The 16,465-nt window shown below is 33.9% G+C and carries 18 protein-coding genes; 12 read left to right on the top strand and 6 right to left on the bottom strand.

The window, feature by feature from the left end; translation table 11 throughout:
* Positions 1 to 31 precede the first annotated feature (31 nt).
* The 8 genes from cyoE to DR871_RS02180 all read left to right on the top strand — a co-directional run bounded on the left by cyoE (position 32) and on the right by DR871_RS02180 (position 5,163).
* A complete protein-coding gene (gene cyoE, locus DR871_RS02215; RefSeq protein ID WP_113665036.1) occupies positions 32 to 934 on the top strand; it encodes a heme o synthase in 903 nt (300 codons plus the stop codon).
* Between the two features lie 2 nt (positions 935 to 936).
* A complete protein-coding gene (locus DR871_RS02210) occupies positions 937 to 1,524 on the top strand; it encodes a cytochrome c oxidase subunit 3 (RefSeq protein ID WP_113665037.1) in 588 nt (195 codons plus the stop codon).
* Positions 1,525 to 1,566: 42 nt separating this feature from the next.
* Entirely contained in the window at positions 1,567 to 2,544 is a 978-nt protein-coding gene (locus tag DR871_RS02205; RefSeq protein WP_113665038.1) for a cytochrome c oxidase subunit 3, read from the top strand.
* Between the two features lie 19 nt (positions 2,545 to 2,563).
* Positions 2,564 to 2,914 carry a cytochrome C oxidase subunit IV family protein gene (locus DR871_RS02200; RefSeq protein ID WP_113665039.1) on the top strand — a complete coding sequence of 117 codons (351 nt, stop codon included), beginning with the start codon at positions 2,564 to 2,566 and terminating at the stop codon, positions 2,912 to 2,914.
* A 74-nt stretch (positions 2,915 to 2,988) separates the two neighbouring features.
* A complete protein-coding gene (locus DR871_RS02195; protein WP_113665040.1) occupies positions 2,989 to 3,630 on the top strand; it encodes a hypothetical protein in 642 nt (213 codons plus the stop codon).
* 6 nt (positions 3,631 to 3,636) lie between these two features.
* Positions 3,637 to 4,323, top strand: coding sequence for an SCO family protein (locus tag DR871_RS02190; protein ID WP_113665041.1), 687 nt, complete (start codon positions 3,637 to 3,639; stop codon positions 4,321 to 4,323).
* Positions 4,324 to 4,325: 2 nt separating this feature from the next.
* Positions 4,326 to 4,910, top strand: a complete 585-nt coding sequence (locus DR871_RS02185) for a DUF420 domain-containing protein (protein WP_113665042.1) — start codon at positions 4,326 to 4,328, stop codon at positions 4,908 to 4,910.
* Positions 4,900 to 5,163, top strand: coding sequence for a hypothetical protein (locus DR871_RS02180; RefSeq protein WP_242497063.1), 264 nt, complete (start codon positions 4,900 to 4,902; stop codon positions 5,161 to 5,163). Before DR871_RS02185 ends, DR871_RS02180 begins: the two co-directional genes overlap by 11 nt.
* Before the next feature lie 98 nt (positions 5,164 to 5,261).
* On the opposite strand, the gene DR871_RS02175 is transcribed toward DR871_RS02180, so the two are convergent.
* Positions 5,262 to 6,671, bottom strand: coding sequence for a DUF4403 family protein (locus tag DR871_RS02175; protein WP_113665043.1), 1,410 nt, complete (start codon positions 6,669 to 6,671; stop codon positions 5,262 to 5,264).
* Positions 6,672 to 6,864: 193 nt separating this feature from the next.
* Between DR871_RS02175 and DR871_RS02170 the strand changes: the two genes are divergently transcribed.
* The 3 genes from DR871_RS02170 (at position 6,865) to tsaB (ending at position 10,298) form a co-directional block, all read left to right on the top strand.
* Positions 6,865 to 8,235, top strand: coding sequence for a TolC family protein (locus DR871_RS02170; protein ID WP_113665044.1), 1,371 nt, complete (start codon positions 6,865 to 6,867; stop codon positions 8,233 to 8,235).
* Positions 8,236 to 8,241: 6 nt separating this feature from the next.
* On the top strand, positions 8,242 to 9,546 hold the full coding sequence (locus DR871_RS02165; RefSeq protein ID WP_113665045.1) for an efflux RND transporter periplasmic adaptor subunit: 1,305 nt from the start codon (positions 8,242 to 8,244) through the stop codon (positions 9,544 to 9,546).
* A gap of 83 nt (positions 9,547 to 9,629) precedes the next feature.
* Positions 9,630 to 10,298, top strand: a complete 669-nt coding sequence (gene tsaB / locus DR871_RS02160) for a tRNA (adenosine(37)-N6)-threonylcarbamoyltransferase complex dimerization subunit type 1 TsaB (RefSeq protein WP_113665046.1) — start codon at positions 9,630 to 9,632, stop codon at positions 10,296 to 10,298.
* A 20-nt stretch (positions 10,299 to 10,318) separates the two neighbouring features.
* On the opposite strand, the gene DR871_RS02155 is transcribed toward tsaB, so the two are convergent.
* The 5 genes from DR871_RS02155 to DR871_RS02135 all read right to left on the bottom strand — a co-directional run bounded on the left by DR871_RS02155 (position 10,319) and on the right by DR871_RS02135 (position 15,290).
* Positions 10,319 to 11,164, bottom strand: a complete 846-nt coding sequence (locus DR871_RS02155; protein WP_113665047.1) for a mechanosensitive ion channel family protein — start codon at positions 11,162 to 11,164, stop codon at positions 10,319 to 10,321.
* Between the two features lie 80 nt (positions 11,165 to 11,244).
* Complete coding sequence (locus DR871_RS02150) at positions 11,245 to 11,862, bottom strand: hypothetical protein (RefSeq protein WP_206531539.1); 618 nt, start codon at positions 11,860 to 11,862, stop codon at positions 11,245 to 11,247.
* 49 nt (positions 11,863 to 11,911) lie between these two features.
* The gene (locus tag DR871_RS02145; protein ID WP_113665048.1) at positions 11,912 to 13,930 is read right to left on the bottom strand and encodes a thioredoxin domain-containing protein; all 2,019 of its coding nucleotides are present in this window, start codon (positions 13,928 to 13,930) and stop codon (positions 11,912 to 11,914) included.
* 148 nt (positions 13,931 to 14,078) lie between these two features.
* Positions 14,079 to 14,279 carry a dodecin family protein gene (locus DR871_RS02140; RefSeq protein WP_113665049.1) on the bottom strand — a complete coding sequence of 67 codons (201 nt, stop codon included), beginning with the start codon at positions 14,277 to 14,279 and terminating at the stop codon, positions 14,079 to 14,081.
* A 111-nt stretch (positions 14,280 to 14,390) separates the two neighbouring features.
* A complete protein-coding gene (locus DR871_RS02135) occupies positions 14,391 to 15,290 on the bottom strand; it encodes a NifU family protein (protein ID WP_113665050.1) in 900 nt (299 codons plus the stop codon).
* Positions 15,291 to 15,457: 167 nt separating this feature from the next.
* Between DR871_RS02135 and DR871_RS02130 the strand changes: the two genes are divergently transcribed.
* The gene (locus DR871_RS02130; protein ID WP_113665051.1) at positions 15,458 to 16,456 is read left to right on the top strand and encodes a PorP/SprF family type IX secretion system membrane protein; all 999 of its coding nucleotides are present in this window, start codon (positions 15,458 to 15,460) and stop codon (positions 16,454 to 16,456) included.
* Positions 16,457 to 16,465 lie beyond the last annotated feature (9 nt).

Below are 16,465 nucleotides of genomic sequence, written 5' to 3'. Positions count from 1 at the left end.
AAAGTTTTTACAAAGCAAATAATCTTTAGCATTGAACGCAACACAAAATCCCTTTTCATTAAAATCTGTTTACATTGATTTCCGCGAGATCACCAAAGCACGTTTAGCAATTAGTGTCGTTTTTTCGTCGATTGCAGGATTTATGCTTGGAATTTATGATTTGCATTCGTTAGATTGGATGGTTTTATTAAAGTTAGCTGTTGGTGGTTATTGCATGGTTGGAGCATCAAATGCTTTTAATCAGGTAATCGAAAAAGACCTAGATGCTTTGATGGATAGAACTAAAAACCGTCCTGTGCCGGCTGGAAGGATGTCGCAAGCTACGGCTTTGATTATTGCAAGTCTTTTAACAGTTGTTGGAATTGCGTTGTTGTATACAATCAATCCTAAAACAGCAATGTTTGGTGCTATTTCTATATTTTTGTATACAAGTGTTTATACTCCTTTGAAAACCATGACTTCTTTGTCTGTTTTTGTTGGAGCTTTTCCGGGAGCAATTCCATTTATGTTGGGTTGGGTTGCGGCCACAGGAGAATTTGGAATAGAGGCAGGGACTTTATTTTTAATTCAGTTTTTTTGGCAATTCCCACATTTTTGGGCTATTGGATGGTTTTTGTATGAAGATTATGAAAAAGCAGGTTTCTTTATGTTGCCTACTGGTAAAAAAGATAAAGGTACAGCCTTACAAATTATTTTATATACAGTTTGGTTGATTTTAGCCTCGCTTTTACCTGTTTTGGGTTATACAGGTCGTTTGTATATTACGCCTATTGCAGCGGTTATTGTATTTTTGTTGGGACTATGGATGTTATTTTATGCCGTACGATTGTATCAGTTGAGAACCGCAAAAGCAGCCCGTACCTTAATGTTGGTGAGTGTTTCTTATATTACATTATTACAGTTAGTTTATATATTTGATAAATTTTTAAGATAGTTATGGAGATGATAATGACAGCAGCCGAGCAAAAATCGAGAACGGCAAGATCCTACAAGTTGATTTTGTTGTTTGCAATGGTGAGTATGACCATGATGTTCGCAGGACTTACGAGTGCTTTTGTGGTAAGTAAATCCAGAGCCGACTGGTTGAAAGATTTTCAGTTGCCACCGGCATTTTATTACAGTACTGTAGCGATTATCGCATGCAGTGTAACGTTTCATTTGGCTAAAAAGTCCATTCAAAAAAACGATCAAAGTAAAACAACAATTTTTCTTTTGAGCACATTAGTTCTAGGAATATTGTTTGTAATTTTACAGTTCGTAGGATTTGGTCAAATAGTGGAAAACGGTTATTATTTCACCGGAAGCGGAAGCTCAATAACCACTACTTTTTTATATGTTGTTACGGTTGTGCACTTGATTCACCTTGCTGGTGGCGTGATTTCACTGCTAATTATAATTTATAATCATTTTAAACAAAAATACAATTCATCTCAAACCCTTGGAATTGAACTTGGTGCAATGTACTGGCACTTTCTTGACTTATTATGGGTTTATTTGTTTTTGTTTTTATATTTCTTTAAATAAGAAAAAAACGTAAATTTGGGAACTTTTTAACGAATAACTTTTATGGAAGCGACAGTTACTACTGCTAATAGTGAAGAAAAAACTTGGGGAGGCGGCAATGAGCCAATGGGAGCAAGTTATGGCAAATTAATGATGTGGTTTTTTATCGTATCAGATGCTTTAACGTTCTCTGGATTTCTGGCGGCGTATGGTTTTTCTCGATTTAAATTTATTGAAACATGGCCATTGGCTGACGAAGTGTTTACACACTTTCCGTTTATGCATGGAGTATCTGCTCCGATGTATTATGTGGCCTTAATGACTTTTATTTTGATTTTCTCATCAGTAACAATGGTTTTGGCTGTTGATGCAGGTCATCAAATGAAAAAAAACAAGGTGATTCTGTACATGTTCTTAACCATTATTGGAGGTTTGATTTTCGTAGGATCTCAAGCTTGGGAATGGAAAAATTTCATCAAAGGTGAATATGGTGCTATTGAAACAAAAGGAGGTAGTTTGCTTCAATTTGTGGACAAAGATGGACATCGTGTAGCATTAGCTGATTTTGCTGCAACTTTACCTGAGGAGAGAGAGCAACTAACAAGAAACAAGGCGAAATGGTTTATGAGTGAACCAGCGCTACCATCGTACTCTGTTGCAGAAGTTCAAGCGGGTTTCAAAGCTCATCCTGAACTTTTAATCAGAACTGAGGTTGTTACTGCTGAAAAACAGAAAACAATTTTATCAAGAGCAGAATCTGAAGCAAGATTGAGTCAAGCTCATTATGTGGTGGAAGGTGCTAACTTGGTTAGAAACGAATACGGCAGTAAATTATTTGCTGATTTCTTTTTCTTTATTACTGGATTTCACGGATTTCACGTGTTCTCGGGAGTAGTGATAAACATTATTATCTTTTTCAATGTATTAATTGGAACTTATGAGAAAAGAAAAAGTTATGAAATGGTAGAGAAAGTTGGTCTTTATTGGCACTTTGTCGATTTAGTATGGGTTTTTGTATTTACAGTTTTCTATCTAGTTTAATTTTCAAATAGTAATTATCATGTCACACGAACACGTATCTAATATAGGTAGAATCTGGAAAGTTTTCGGAATATTGTCTGCCGTTACAGTAGTAGAAGTAATTTTAGGAATTTTGAAGCCTGAAGCGCTACACATGAACAATCTAATGGGTTTGAATTTACTGAACTGGATATTCTACGCTCTTACTGTTTACAAAGCGTATTATATTGTTTGGGCTTTCATGCACATGGAGGGAGAAAAAAGCACTTTAAGAAATGCAGTTGTTTTTCCTCTGATTTTTCTGATATTATATATACTCTTTATTCTCTTGACTGAAGGGGATTATATTTATGAGGTTTTTAAAAATTCTACTATAAAATGGAATTTTTAACAAGATATTAATTCAAAAAGAGGGTACGCATTGCGTACCTTTTTTTATTTTTGTACTATAAAAGTATCATTACAATGAAAAAAAATATTGTCCTTTTCGTTCTTTTTATTTTGCCTATAGTTGCCTACCTTTTTTTTGCTTCTGGCGTAAATGGGTTTACTAAATTACCAACATTAACTCCCAATACTGCTGATTTTGGCAATTGGCAATCTTTAGACGGACAAAAAGTTACTTTGAATGGAAAAGTGACTATTTTGGGTTTTATGGGGACAGAGCTGTTAATAAACAGAGGAAATCTTTTCAATTTAAATCAGAAAATTTATCAAAGATATCACGAGTTTAAAGATGTTCAGTTTGTGATGGTTTGTCCAACCGGAACTGAAAAAGATGCGAAGAAAGTGGTGGATGCCTTAGGAGCCTTTACGGATGTTGCACAATGGCGCTTTGTTTTTGCTTCTCCTGTTGAAATTCAGGCTTATTACAATCAATTAAAATTAGTAGAGAAATTAGACGATAAATTGGGAACTCCAAAGGTATATATTGTTGATAAGAAGAGAAATCTTCGCGGTAGAAAATTGGTAAAAGATGCTAAAGAAGGATATAGTACATTTCACCCAGCGGAGTTGAGTAACGAAATGCTCGATGATTTCAAAGTGATTCTATATGAATATCGTGCAGCACTTAAAAAGAACAATAACGCCACCAGAAAAATATAATAGTTTATGTTTAAAAATAAATCATATATAGGTATCTCTTTTATTATTTTGATTTTTGGAATTTATGCTATTCCAAAAATTGTAGAAAGAATTAAAAATGATAAGGTGGTTCAAGGCGACAGGCTCGATAGTGTTAATCCAACAACTACAGAAGAAGGTGAATTAATTAAAATAGGTCCTGCGCCGAAATTTGAATTAATCAATCAAGACAGTAAGAAGGTGACCAATGAAACATACAAGGGTAAAGTATATGTTTTGGAGTTTTTCTTTTCAACTTGCCCAACGATTTGTCCGAAGATGAATGCAAGTATGCTTCTTATTGAGAAAAAGTTTTTTGGAAATCCTAATTTTGGAATCGTCTCCATCACTATCGATCCGGAACATGATACTGCAAAAGTATTAAAAGAACATGCCAATCTTCTTGGAGTAAAATCCACTAATTGGAATTTCTTGACTGGTGATAAAGCCTACATATTTAATCTTGCTAATAAAGGGTTCAATCTTTACGCAGGTGAAAATAAAAAAGTTGCAGGTGGTTTTGAACATTCAGGATTGTTCGCCTTGATTGATAAAAATGGAAATATTCGTTGCAGAAATGATGAATTTGGAAACCCTATTTTATATTATGACGGTTTAGATAAAATGGGAGTAAGAAACTTACAACAAGATATTAATATTTTATTAGAAGAATAAAAATGGAAAATGTTTCTCTTGAAAAAAAAATGAACAAATTTATAATAGCAGTATCCATCATAATACCGGTTGCAGTTGCTATTCTTTTTGGTGTCAAACTAAAAGATCTTGGATATAATGTAGCTCCTCTATCTTTTTTACCTCCTATTTATGCTACTACTAACGGAATTACGGCTGTTTTATTAATTGCTGCCGTTATTGCAATTAAAAATGGTAAAAGGAAACTTCACGAAAGATTAATGACTGGCGCAATCGCCTTGTCTGTTGCTTTTTTGGTGATGTATGTGGCATATCACATGACTTCTGTTTCTGCAGTTTTTGGTGATGCAAATCATAATTTAATATTAGAAGATTCTGAGAAATTAAACATAGGATCTATGAGGATCTTTTATTTGGTAATTCTCATTACGCACATTATACTATCAATTGCCATAATTCCGATGGTTTTAATAACTTATGTTAGGGCTTTGGCACAAAATTTTGACAAACATAAAAAGATTGCGAAAATTACATTTCCAATTTGGTTGTATGTTGCTGTTACCGGAGTAGTTGTTTATTTAATGATATCGCCTTATTATGTATATTAAATCCAATAAAAGCTCAAAAGCGAACCATACATTTAAGAAGGTAAGTTTTTTTATATTTCTTTTTGTTTGTAGTGTTTTTACCCCAACTGCAAATGCACAATGTGCTATGTGTCGCGCTGCATTAACAAGTGAAGGCAATGCAACGCAAGCTGCAGCGGTAAATGACGGAATTGTGTACCTGATGGTGATTCCTTATATTTTGGTTGCAGGAATTGGTTATGCTATTTATCGAATGAAAAAGAATAAATCGTAATAGAATACTATCAGTATCAAAAGGGAAACGATAAAACAGCGTACTTAAGTTTTAAATATGCAGTTTGTTGGTTATTAAAAACTGATGTCTGAACAATTCTACTTCAATCCGTCAACGGAAACACTTATAGTTCCTTTTACTTTTATAAAGGCAATTATAGCCTGATTCGTTAATTGGATTTTTTGAAATTGAATGTCTTCCATCTTTCCATTTACAAAAACACCTTGCATTGGAGAATAGTTTTTTAAATAAGTCAACATACTTTTTTGACCTTCTTCTAGGTTTGGTTTTATAGAATAACGACAACTTTGTTCGATTTTTTTGAGCACCAAACCTTGGGCTAGCCAATTTGCAGTTCGCATCAATTTGTTTTTTGTATCTAAAGCGTAATCCAATTGATCAAAAAATACTTCCTTAGTTTTTTCGTTATACTGGGGAAATCCGGCTAAATAGATAGTTCCATTCACAGACCCTAATATATCTAAAGCAATTATCATTTTTCCTTTTTTGTGCCAAATTGCTACATTTTGAACTTTTACTTTCTTTGAGCCGGAACCAAATTCTTGACCGGCAAAATTCTTAGTCATGATTTTTGATGCTTCCTGATACGTTGAAATGGCAACAATGTTGGCCGTAATGTCTTCAGGAATTTTAGTAACGGGTTTTAAAATAATTTTGGATGCATTAAATTTAGATTCCGGTTGTTTTCCAATTAAGGTTTCCATGTTGCATTTCATTCCCATATCTAATACAAAAGTGTCATTTTTCAGTTTCGCGTTGGTCGAATAAATTTCTATTGGGACTATTCTAAGCCAGCTTTCATACGTGTCATTCATTAGAAAAGGAACGCAGATTTTCTCTAAGGCCCCCAAAACATTTGGTTTAAAGTCCATAGCTTTTGCAATGGCGTCATCAATTTTTTTCTCAATTTTTGATTTAAATAGTTTTATTCCAGGATTAATTAAATAAGTAACCGGAACATTTTTTCCAAAAACGGTCATCGTAGGACTCTCATTCCAATCCAATGATTTTAGTTCCGTTTTTGTGTTTAGTTTCCAATTGATAAGAGAAACATCACTTACTAAAGTCACAACTCCATCAAGATGAAATTCTCGGGTATCGTACATTTCGATTCCCAATTTTTTAGTGCCAATTCGATATTTGACAATAGCCTTTAAAGGTAAAATGGTTCTAATTTTTTCTCCTTTTTCCCCAATATCATTTTTGATCGTAATTGGAGCGAGTTTCCAAACCTTCATTTCGATGTCATCGTCTTCAATACTATTGTCTTCGTAAATCAATCCGCTCAGCAATGCATTAGTTTGGTTCTCAATATCCTTTAGTTTTACGCTAATTGGCATATTGATAAATGAAGGAGTGTTTTCATAAATCAATGGGGTCGCATCATCTGGTTCTGGTTTCAAAGCACCTATTTTACTTGTTGTAGCACAGCTTGAAACAAATAGAATCGAACAGATTATTAATAGATTGGAAGAGAATTTAAGCATTTTGACAGGAGTTAGAAAAACAAAATTAACAAAACTATTCTTTTTTTATGAATTTTTGTAACAAATGCTAATTTCTAAAGTCTAATTGTTTTATAACGGATTTATGAACAAAATATTTTTTATTAATTCATAGATTTTTATTAGAAAAAGTTAAATTTGTTTGCAGCTATGCTGCGCTTTTATTCAAAAATATATGGAAAAAAGAAGTTTTCTTAGTTTAATGGTCATGCTGATTTGTTGCGTTACAGCTCAAGCACAATCAAAAGTATGGACCTTAGAGGAATGCGTGAAATACGCCATTCAAAATAATATTTCCATCAAACAGTCTGAATTGGATTCAAAAACAGCACTTATTGGTAAAAAAGATGCTATCGGGAATTTTCTTCCTTCTCTTAATGCTAGTGCTTCCCATTCTTGGAATATTGGTTTGAACCAGGATATTACCACGGGTTTATTGAGGAATCAGACAACCCAGTTTACTTCAGCTGGCGCGAATGTTGGTGTTGATATTTATAAAGGATTGCAAAATCAGAACACGCTTCGTAAAGCCAATCTTTCGATAGTAGCAGCCAAATATCAATTGTTAAAAATGCAGGAAGATATTGCCTTAAATGTTGCCAATGCTTTTTTGCAGGTTCTTTTTAACAAAGAAAACTTAAAAGTACAGAAGGAACAATTGGGAATCAATGAAAAGCAATATGCGCGTTCTGAAGAATTGGTCAAAGCGGGATCTATTCCTCGTGGAGATTTATTGGATATAAAAGCGACCGTAGCGCAAAATAATCAGAATGTTATAGCTGCGGACAATGCTTTATTAATCTCAAAATTAAGTTTAGCGCAGTTGCTACAGCTAAAGGATTTTGAAAATTTTGATGTTGTGGATGACACAAATATGAGGGATGAGAATAATATTATGGCACAAACTCCAAGTGCTATTTATGACAAAGCGGTAGAAGGCAGAACAGAATTGAAAATTGCACGAACTAATTTAGAGATTGCTCAAAAAGACGTGGAAATTGCAAAAGGAGCTTTTCAGCCTACTTTGCAGGGTTTCTATAGTTTTAATAGCAGGGTTTCATATGCTGATGTTCCTGTTTTTGATAACATGGGAAATATAATTGGCACCCGAAATTCAGCGCCGTTTTTCAATCAGTTTGGCGATAATAAAGGACAGTCTTTTGGAGCACAATTATCTATTCCAATATTTAATGGGTTTTCAGTTAGAAACAATGTAGAGCGTTCCAAAGTGAGTTTAGAACGATCAAAAATTGCTGTTGAGCAACAAGATTTGGATTTACAAAGAAATGTTTTTACTGCATTTACAGATGCCAAAGGAGCGCTTAACGCTTATGAATCATCAGTTGTTGCGCTTGAAGCCAGACAAGGAGCGTATAATTATGCTAAAGAAAGGTACGATGTAGGTTTGATGAATTCATTTGACTTCAACCAGTCACAAACCTTATTGACCAATGCACAATCAGAAGTTATCAGAACCAAGTACGATTATATTTTCAAAATCAAAATCTTAGAATTCTATTTTGGAATTCCTCTTATCAAAAACTAATTTATTATGTCTAAAAAAACAATTTATATTCTAATAGGTGGAGCAGTTGTAATTATTGCGGCTCTAGTAATACTTTCAAAGTCGGGGGTTATCGGTAATAAAGATAAAGGAACTGAAGTTGAAATAGCTCAAGTTAATCCATCTACAATTGTTGAAACGGTTTCTGCAACAGGAAAGATTCAACCGGAAATTGAAGTGAAAATTTCATCGGAAGTATCCGGAGAGATTATTTCTTTGAATGTTAAAGAAGGTCAAGTAGTAAAAAAAGGAGATTTATTGGTTAAAATAAATCCGGATTTATATACATCAGGTTACAACCGTTCGGTTTCAAACTTATCTGGAACAAGAGCAAATTTGAGCCAAGCAGATGCCTCTTTCAAAGAATCAAAATCTAATTATGACAGAAATAAAACTTTATTTGAAAAAGGAATTATTTCAAAAGCGGACTGGGATAAAGCAATTGCATCCTATGAAGTTGCTAAAGCAGCAAAGCAAACTGCTTATTTTAATGTTCAAAGTGCTTCCGCGACGGTAAATGAAGCCAAAGACAACTTAGGAAGAACTACAATTTACGCACCCGCAGATGGAACTATTTCTATGTTGAACGTAGAATTAGGAGAACGCGTTTTGGGGACACAACAAATGACTGGAACAGAAATTTTGAGGGTAGCTAACTTGAACAATATGGAAGTTGAAGTCGATGTGAATGAAAATGATATTGTAAAAATTAAAGTAGGAGACGAAGCAAATGTTGAAGTAGATGCGTATTTAAAAAAACAATTTAAAGGAACTGTAACCAGTATTTCAAATTCGGCTAGTTCTGCCTTGACAGCGGATCAAGTAACTAATTTTAAAGTTAAAGTAAGAATTTTGAAGGAATCGTACCAAGATTTATTGGAAGGAAAACCAGATACATATTCGCCTTTCAGACCAGGTATGACGGCAACTGTGGATATTATTACTGAAACAAAAAGTAATGTATTATCAGTGCCAATTAGTTCTGTTGTCATAAAATCAGACACTGCCGCTGTAAAAGAAATTGTTGTAGTTGATCCTAAAGACGAGCAAAAAGGAGCAGCGCCTAAAAGCGATAAAAAATTCGAATGTGTATTTGTAAAAGTTGGTGATAAAGCTAAAATTAGAGTCATTAAAACAGGTATTCAGGATGATACTAACATTGAGGTTTTGACCGGTCTTAAAAAAGGAGATGTGGTAATTACAGGGCCTTATTCAACGGTGACGAAAGATTTGAATTCTGGCGACAAAGTCATGCTAAAAACAGATAAAGATAAAGGAGAAAGTAAAAAGTAACCTATATTAGCAACTATTTTGAAATCACAATCATAAAATCTAATTTTGTGATTGTGATTTTTAATTTAAAATAAATTCTGAAATTGAGCTATATACTAAACATTGAGACGGCGACTAAAAATTGTTCTGTCGCTCTTGCAAAAGATGGAAAAACAATTCTTTGCAAGGAAATTGCAGAAGAAGGATATTCACATGCGGAACGACTTCATGTTTTTATTGAAGCAATAATAAAAGAAGCCGGAATTGCTCTTCAAGATTTATCTGCTATCGCAGTAAGTCAAGGTCCTGGCTCGTACACGGGATTGCGAATTGGCGTTTCTGCAGCAAAGGGATTGTGTTATGCATTAGATATTCCTCTGATTGCGGTGGATACTTTACAAGCTTTGGCGGCACAAGTAACTATTTCGAGCGGATTGATAATCCCTATGATTGATGCGCGAAGAATGGAAGTGTACAGTGCCATTTTTGGTCCGACTTTAGAAAAAAAGCGAGAAGTGCTTGCCCAGATTATCGATGACAATTCATTTGAAGATAGAGAGGAAACACTTTACTTTGTAGGTGATTGTGCCGACAAATGCAAGCCGGTTTTAACAAAAGAAAACCATGTTTTTTTGGAGGAGATTGTATATCCATCTGCCAAAGAAATGAGTGCTATAAGTTTTGAAAAATTCAAAATAAACGACACAGTTGATGTCGCTTATTTTGAACCGTACTATCTGAAAGATTTTATGATCACCGCTCCAAAGAAATAGAGCATTCCTGAATGGATTGATTATTCCAGCTGTTCAGTTGGGTTATTTTTTTTAGAAGATTCTTTGAAAAATGGCTGAATAATAATTCCTGCGTCATCAAAAGCCTGTTTACAATTTTGTAGTGTATCAGCATAAACGCCCCAGAAATCTTCGTTATTCGCCCATGGTCGCACGGCAATTTGTATGGCACTATCAGTAAGGTTTTTTACAGAAACTTCGGCAGCTGGCGTTTCTAATATTTTTGGATTATTCTTTAAAACCGCAGTAATAATGTCTTTAGCTTCTTTAATGTTTGTGTCATAAGAGATAGCAATAGTCAAATCAGCTCTTCTGATTTTTTCCAATGAATAATTGATAATGTTTCCGTTGGAAAGGGAACCATTTGGTATAAAAATAGTTTGATTGTTAGCCGTAACTAATTTGGTTACAAAAATTTGTATTTCACTCACAGTTCCTACAACACCTTGTGCTTCGATAGTATCACTCACCCGAAAAGGTTTAAAAAGGATAATTAACATTCCGCCTGCAAAATTAGATAATGAACCTTGCAGTGATAAACCTACTGCGAGTCCCATTGCTCCAAGAATGGCCACAAATGACGATGTTTCAATCCCCAGTTTGGAAATAAAGGAAACAAACAAAATTATTCTCAAAACCCAAAGTAAAATATCAGCCAGAAAACGGGTCAGTGTAGGATCTAGATTTCGTTTTACCATTATTCGTCGGATAAACCTGTTGATAAGCCTGATGATATAAAGACCTGCAAAAAGAATTATGAATGCAGAAATTAATTTTGGAGAATAGTCAATTAACACTTTGATAAAAGTATTGGCGTAATCGGTAATTTGCTCTGGATTTAAATTCATTTTTTTTAAATAAAAAACCTTCTCAAAGGAGAAGGTTAAGTTTGAAGCACAAAAATACGAATAAATTATTTTTCTATAAATTAATCTGCGTCTTCTTCTATTTTATTTGTAGTTTCTTTAGCAATTTTTTTCGCTTCTTCTTCGCCGTCTTCTGCAAATGAGCTTACTTTTTCAGAAACATTTTCAACAACATCGGTAGTTTTTGTTTTAGCTTCATTGACTAAATCTTCTACTTTTTCAGCTGTCGTTTCTGATTTTTCTATTACGGTTTCTACTGTGTCTGAAACGGCAGTTTTGGCTTCGCTGGCTAAGTCTTCTCCTTTTTCAACTGTTGTATTCGATTTTTCTTTGACACTTTCAATTGTGTTTTCTAAAACATTTGTTGCTTTTTCGGAATATTCACCAGCAGTTTCTTTAGCATGGTCTGCAAAATTTTCTACTTTTTCGATTATTGGTGCAGCCGTTTCTTTTATTTTATCAAAAGTATCTTCGGCAAAAATCTCTGCTTTTTCAAGATAAGGTGCTGCGGTTTCTTTTGCTTTTTCAAATGTTTCTTCTGCGAAATTCTCTGCCTTTTCAAGATAAGGTGCTGCAGTTTCTTTTGCTTCTTCGAAAGTTGTTTCTGCTTTGTCCGCTAATTCACTAGCTGTTTCTTTGGCTGAGCCAAATAATTTTTTAAAAAATGAAGATAGTCCCATGGTATTTTTATTTGATTAGTCCTACAATAATAGTCAATTTTTTTTAAGATTACTTCATTAAATCATTAATAATTTGTTGGTAATCAGTATTTGGGATGAGGCAAGTTTTGTTTTGACAGAGAAAAAACAGTGTTTCCAGGTTTGAATAACGAGAATCTAAAAATGGAAGTATTGATTTATTCTGTGATCCAGCGATAACAACATTAGGAATATAAAGACTGTTTATTTTTGTACAATACTCCAAAGCTCGTTCGCCACAAACGGCTAATTCTTTGTTTTGTTCCGAGTAATTTAATGCTAAATCCATCCAATTTGAGAAAGCAGATGGATAATCAATTCTAGGTAGTATAACCAGCAACATTTGATGGCTGACTTGTTCATAATAGGAATTATTATAGTAGATGCTCATTTGCAATAGGTTTTTTGCCATCACTGAATTTGAAGCCGGAATCACATTGTCTTCGGTTTCGTAATGTGTTGTAATTAACGCTTCGTCTAGATTTGACGTAAAAGCAAACAAGGATTTTTTATTGTCATAAAAATGGTCCAGACTATAGTCCATAAGTAGTTTCGCATCGTGAAGCCATTTTTCATTCAAAGTTGCTTCATAAAGGGAAATGAATGCTGCAATCACGAAACAATAATCTTCCAGATACCCATTGATGCTGCTTTTTCCGTTTTTATAATTGTGGAATAAATTCCCTTCACTAGACCAGAGATTTTTGATTATAAAATGGGCATTTTGTAGTGCGATATCTAAATATTTTTGGTTTCCCAAAGTCTTGTACGCATCAACATATCCTTTCAACATTATAGCATTCCAAGAAGTCAGACATTTGTCATCGAGTCTTGGTTTTTGTCGTTTTTCTCTTTCGCTATAAAGCAATTTTTCCCAAAATATTTTTTTAGTTTGAAGTGCTGAAACGGGAATCTTATTATGTTCCGCAATACTTTCTAAAGTTTGGTTTTGAATTAAAACATAGTTTTCGTCTTCCCACAATCCAAAAGTATTGCAATTGAATACTTGACTGAATAAATCAAAATCTTCTTTTAGGATTGCCTTTAATTCTGGAATTTTCCAGACATAAAAGGCGCCTTCCTGAAGTTGATTATCCGAGTTTAAACTATCTGCATCCAGTGCTGAATAAAAGCCGCCTTCCGGATTCATTAATTCTTTCTCGATAAAACGAAGTGTTTTTTCGATCACTTCTTTATACAACAGGTTTTTGGTTAATTTATAGGCATCACTGTATAAAGAAACCAATTGGCCGTTATCATATAACATTTTTTCGAAATGAGGAATATGCCACTTCATATCTACAGAATAACGCGAAAAACCACCGTCAACAGTGTCAAAAAGCCCGCCATACGCCATTTTTGTTAATGTAAGATTCACGAAGTCCAGCAAATCGGTATCTTTCGTTTGATAGCCATACCGCAACAGAAATTGGTAATTATTAGGCATCATAAATTTAGGTACTCTGGCCATGGCGCCAAATTCCGAGTCGAAACTTTTTTTCCATTTTTCGACTAAGAGTTTCAGTCTGTTTTGGTTTACTTCCGTTTCTGTGTTATCGTTTTGAATTAATCCAATTTCTTGAATTCCCTGATGTAATTTTTCGGCATAATCAATCATCTTTTCAGGGGCAGATTGATAGAGTTCCTGCAATTGGTTCAGGGATTCTATCCATTCCTCTTTCTTAAAGAAGGTGCCGCCCCAAACAGGTCTTCCATCAGGAAGCGTCACTATGTTCAGCGGCCATCCGCCACGACCGGTCATGATTTGTATGGCTTTCATGTAAACCGCATCAACATCTGGGCGTTCTTCCCGATCGACTTTTATGGATATAAAATGTGCATTCATTACCTGAGCGACTTCTTGATTTTCAAAACTTTCGTGTTCCATTACATGACACCAATGACAAGCGGAATAACCAATACTTATGATGATAAGTTTATTGTTTTCCTTAGCTGTTGCCAATGATTTTGGATTCCAAGCTTTCCAGTGTACAGGATTACCGGCGTGTTGCAATAAGTATGGGCTGGTTTCTAAATGTAGTTCGTTCATAGGGTCGTTTTTAGCCCCGGTAGTAGAGGAAATCCTTTCTGGTCCTGAGCTTTTTCAGGGCAGGAAAGATTGCAACGGATGACGGGAAATAGCTTCTAAAAAAAAAGCGTCTCGAATGAAACGCTTTGATTTGTTTTTGTTAAGTTCTTTATTCGAGTTCGAAAGTCAATTTGAGATTTACTCGAAATTCCGCAATGGCACCATCACTTACTGTTGCACTTTGTTCATGAACATAGACAGAACGGATGTGTTTTACAGATTTTGACGCTTTAGCAACTCCTTTTCGAGCTGCATCTTCCCAACTAATTTCTGAGCTGGAAAGTATTTCAATTACTTTTAATATTGACATGATTTCTATTTGTTAAGTGAAACATAAATTTACCAATTTTTTTAAATAGAACATTCAAAAACGATAAATATTTAACGTAACATAAAGGTTTTCAAGTAAATAGTATTTATTTTATGCGTTTATTGCTTCAACTTTGATGCTTTCGTCATTCAGCATACTTTTCAACATGTTTTCGATACCGCTTTTTAATGTAAAAGTAGAAGAAGGGCAACCACTGCAGGCACCTTGCAAAATTACTTTTACGGTTTTGTCATTTTCGTTGTAAGAGTCAAAGGCGATATTTCCACCATCGGCTTGTACGGCAGGCTTTACATATTCTTCTAAAATATTGATGATTTGTTGCGAAGTTACATCCAGATTATCAAATTCTTTTGCCTTAACTGTTTCTTCTGCGGTAACTGCAGCAACATAATTTTCATCTAAAACAGTTCCTCCGTTTTCAATATATTGTTTGATGAAACTTCTCAGTTCTAAAGTGATTTCTTGCCAATCATTGATTTCATATTTGGTTACAGAAATGTAGTTTTCATCAATGAAAATTTCTTTTACGTAAGGAAATTTGAAAAGTTCTTTGGCTAAAGGTGAAGCAGCTGTTTGATCAATGTTTTTGAACTCTATCGCATTTTTAGTTAGCATTTTACTTACTACAAATTTTAATGCTGAAGGGTTTGGAGTAGTTTCACCATAAACTGTGACAGGCTGTTTCTTCGTTTTATTTTCATCTATAGTGATGATTGTTCCACCATCGTTGACAAATTTTTCCATTTGTTCTGCAACAGCATCTTTGACATCGTCCCATTCTACGATACTGTATTTTTCGATTGCGATAAAATTCCCGGATATATAAACTGTTTTTACAAACGGTAAATAAAACAATTGTTGTGCTAATGGAGACGTTTTTGCTTCGTCGATATTTTTAAATTCAAAACTTTCATTTTGAGTGATGAAATCTTGAAATTCAAACTTTAATATCGTTGGGTTTTGTGTTTCTTTTGTAGTAACTTTATTCATGATTTTTGAATTTTTTACAAATTTACTAAAGTTATTTTCTATGAATAACTATATTTGATTTTTTAATGAATAAATTAACTTTAGTTTAGTTTTTAAAGTGTGGAAATCATTATCTTAAATATCTTAATGTTAATTTGGAATTATTCATTTTGCTTAAAAATATTTCAATGTATCATAAAATTAAAATTCTAGTGGCACTCTTATTTATAACACATTATTCTTTTGCTCAAGAAGGAATCCCTGTGTATTCGGATTATTTATCAGACAATTATTATCTGATACATCCGTCTATGGCTGGCGCTGCAAATTGTGCTAAATTGAGGTTAACCGGTCGTAAGCAATGGTTCGATCAAAACGATGCTCCTGAATTGCAAACATTAAGTTTTAATGGAAGAGTAGGGGAAAAAGCAGGAGCTGGAATTATACTTTTTAATGATAAAAACGGTTACCATTCCCAAAAAGGAGTCAAATTTACGTATGCGTATCATCTTATGTTTTCCAGAGATGAAATTGATTTAAATCAATTATCTTTTGGTATGAGTGCTGGTTTGATTCAAAGTCAATTGGACGAAACGGAATTTAGACAATCTGGTGATTTTGATCCAATTATTGATGGAACTGTTGTGCAAAAGGATTCTTACTTTAATGTAGATATTGGTGCTTCGTATAATTTTCTAGATTTTTATGCGCATGCAACCGTGAAAAATGTCATAGAGACCAGAAGAGATATTTATACGGAATATGAAAGTGATAATTTGAGGAAATATTTATTGAGTGCTGGTTACATTTTTGGCAATAGAGACAAAATATTGTGGGAGCCTTCTGTTTTATTTCAAATGGTTGAAAAAACAAATGAAAAAGCAATTGACATTAATTTGAAAGCCTACAAAAATCTAGATTTTGGAAGAGTCTGGGGCGGTTTGTCTTACCGAAGAAGTTTTGATGGTGCTGAATACATTGATGGAAATACAATTTCCAAGCAAAAACTACAATACATCACACCTATTGTCGGTGTAAATTTTGATAAGTTTATGTTTGCTTATACCTATTCTCAATTGTCCGGAGCCGTAAAGTTTGATAATGGGGGCTATCACCAAATCACTTTAGGAATCGATTTGTTTTGTAAACCTGTAAAATACGATTGTAATTGTCCGGCAATTAATTAACTCATATCA

It is taken from the genome of Flavobacterium petrolei (assembly GCF_003314435.2).
GTDB lineage: Bacteria > Bacteroidota > Bacteroidia > Flavobacteriales > Flavobacteriaceae > Flavobacterium > Flavobacterium petrolei.
The sequence above is the reverse complement of the archived record's forward strand: the minus strand, read 5'-3'. Positions and strand labels throughout refer to the sequence as shown.

What these genes read in the sequence shown, in the direction of transcription:
- DR871_RS02210 (WP_113665037.1), top strand. Translation starts at nt 937, where the DNA reads ATGGAGATGATAATGACAGCAGCCGAGCAAAAATCGAGAACGGCAAGA.
- DR871_RS02205 (WP_113665038.1), top strand. Translation starts at nt 1,567, where the DNA reads ATGGAAGCGACAGTTACTACTGCTAATAGTGAAGAAAAAACTTGGGGA.
- DR871_RS02200 (WP_113665039.1), top strand. Translation starts at nt 2,564, where the DNA reads ATGTCACACGAACACGTATCTAATATAGGTAGAATCTGGAAAGTTTTC.
- DR871_RS02195 (WP_113665040.1), top strand. Translation starts at nt 2,989, where the DNA reads ATGAAAAAAAATATTGTCCTTTTCGTTCTTTTTATTTTGCCTATAGTT.
- DR871_RS02190 (WP_113665041.1), top strand. Translation starts at nt 3,637, where the DNA reads ATGTTTAAAAATAAATCATATATAGGTATCTCTTTTATTATTTTGATT.
- DR871_RS02185 (WP_113665042.1), top strand. Translation starts at nt 4,326, where the DNA reads ATGGAAAATGTTTCTCTTGAAAAAAAAATGAACAAATTTATAATAGCA.
- DR871_RS02180 (WP_242497063.1), top strand. Translation starts at nt 4,900, where the DNA reads ATGTATATTAAATCCAATAAAAGCTCAAAAGCGAACCATACATTTAAG.
- DR871_RS02175 (WP_113665043.1), bottom strand. Translation starts at nt 6,671, where the DNA reads ATGCTTAAATTCTCTTCCAATCTATTAATAATCTGTTCGATTCTATTT.
- DR871_RS02170 (WP_113665044.1), top strand. Translation starts at nt 6,865, where the DNA reads ATGGAAAAAAGAAGTTTTCTTAGTTTAATGGTCATGCTGATTTGTTGC.
- DR871_RS02165 (WP_113665045.1), top strand. Translation starts at nt 8,242, where the DNA reads ATGTCTAAAAAAACAATTTATATTCTAATAGGTGGAGCAGTTGTAATT.
- DR871_RS02155 (WP_113665047.1), bottom strand. Translation starts at nt 11,164, where the DNA reads ATGAATTTAAATCCAGAGCAAATTACCGATTACGCCAATACTTTTATC.
- DR871_RS02150 (WP_206531539.1), bottom strand. Translation starts at nt 11,862, where the DNA reads ATGGGACTATCTTCATTTTTTAAAAAATTATTTGGCTCAGCCAAAGAA.
- DR871_RS02145 (WP_113665048.1), bottom strand. Translation starts at nt 13,930, where the DNA reads ATGAACGAACTACATTTAGAAACCAGCCCATACTTATTGCAACACGCC.
- DR871_RS02140 (WP_113665049.1), bottom strand. Translation starts at nt 14,279, where the DNA reads ATGTCAATATTAAAAGTAATTGAAATACTTTCCAGCTCAGAAATTAGT.
- DR871_RS02135 (WP_113665050.1), bottom strand. Translation starts at nt 15,290, where the DNA reads ATGAATAAAGTTACTACAAAAGAAACACAAAACCCAACGATATTAAAG.
- DR871_RS02130 (WP_113665051.1), top strand. Translation starts at nt 15,458, where the DNA reads ATGTATCATAAAATTAAAATTCTAGTGGCACTCTTATTTATAACACAT.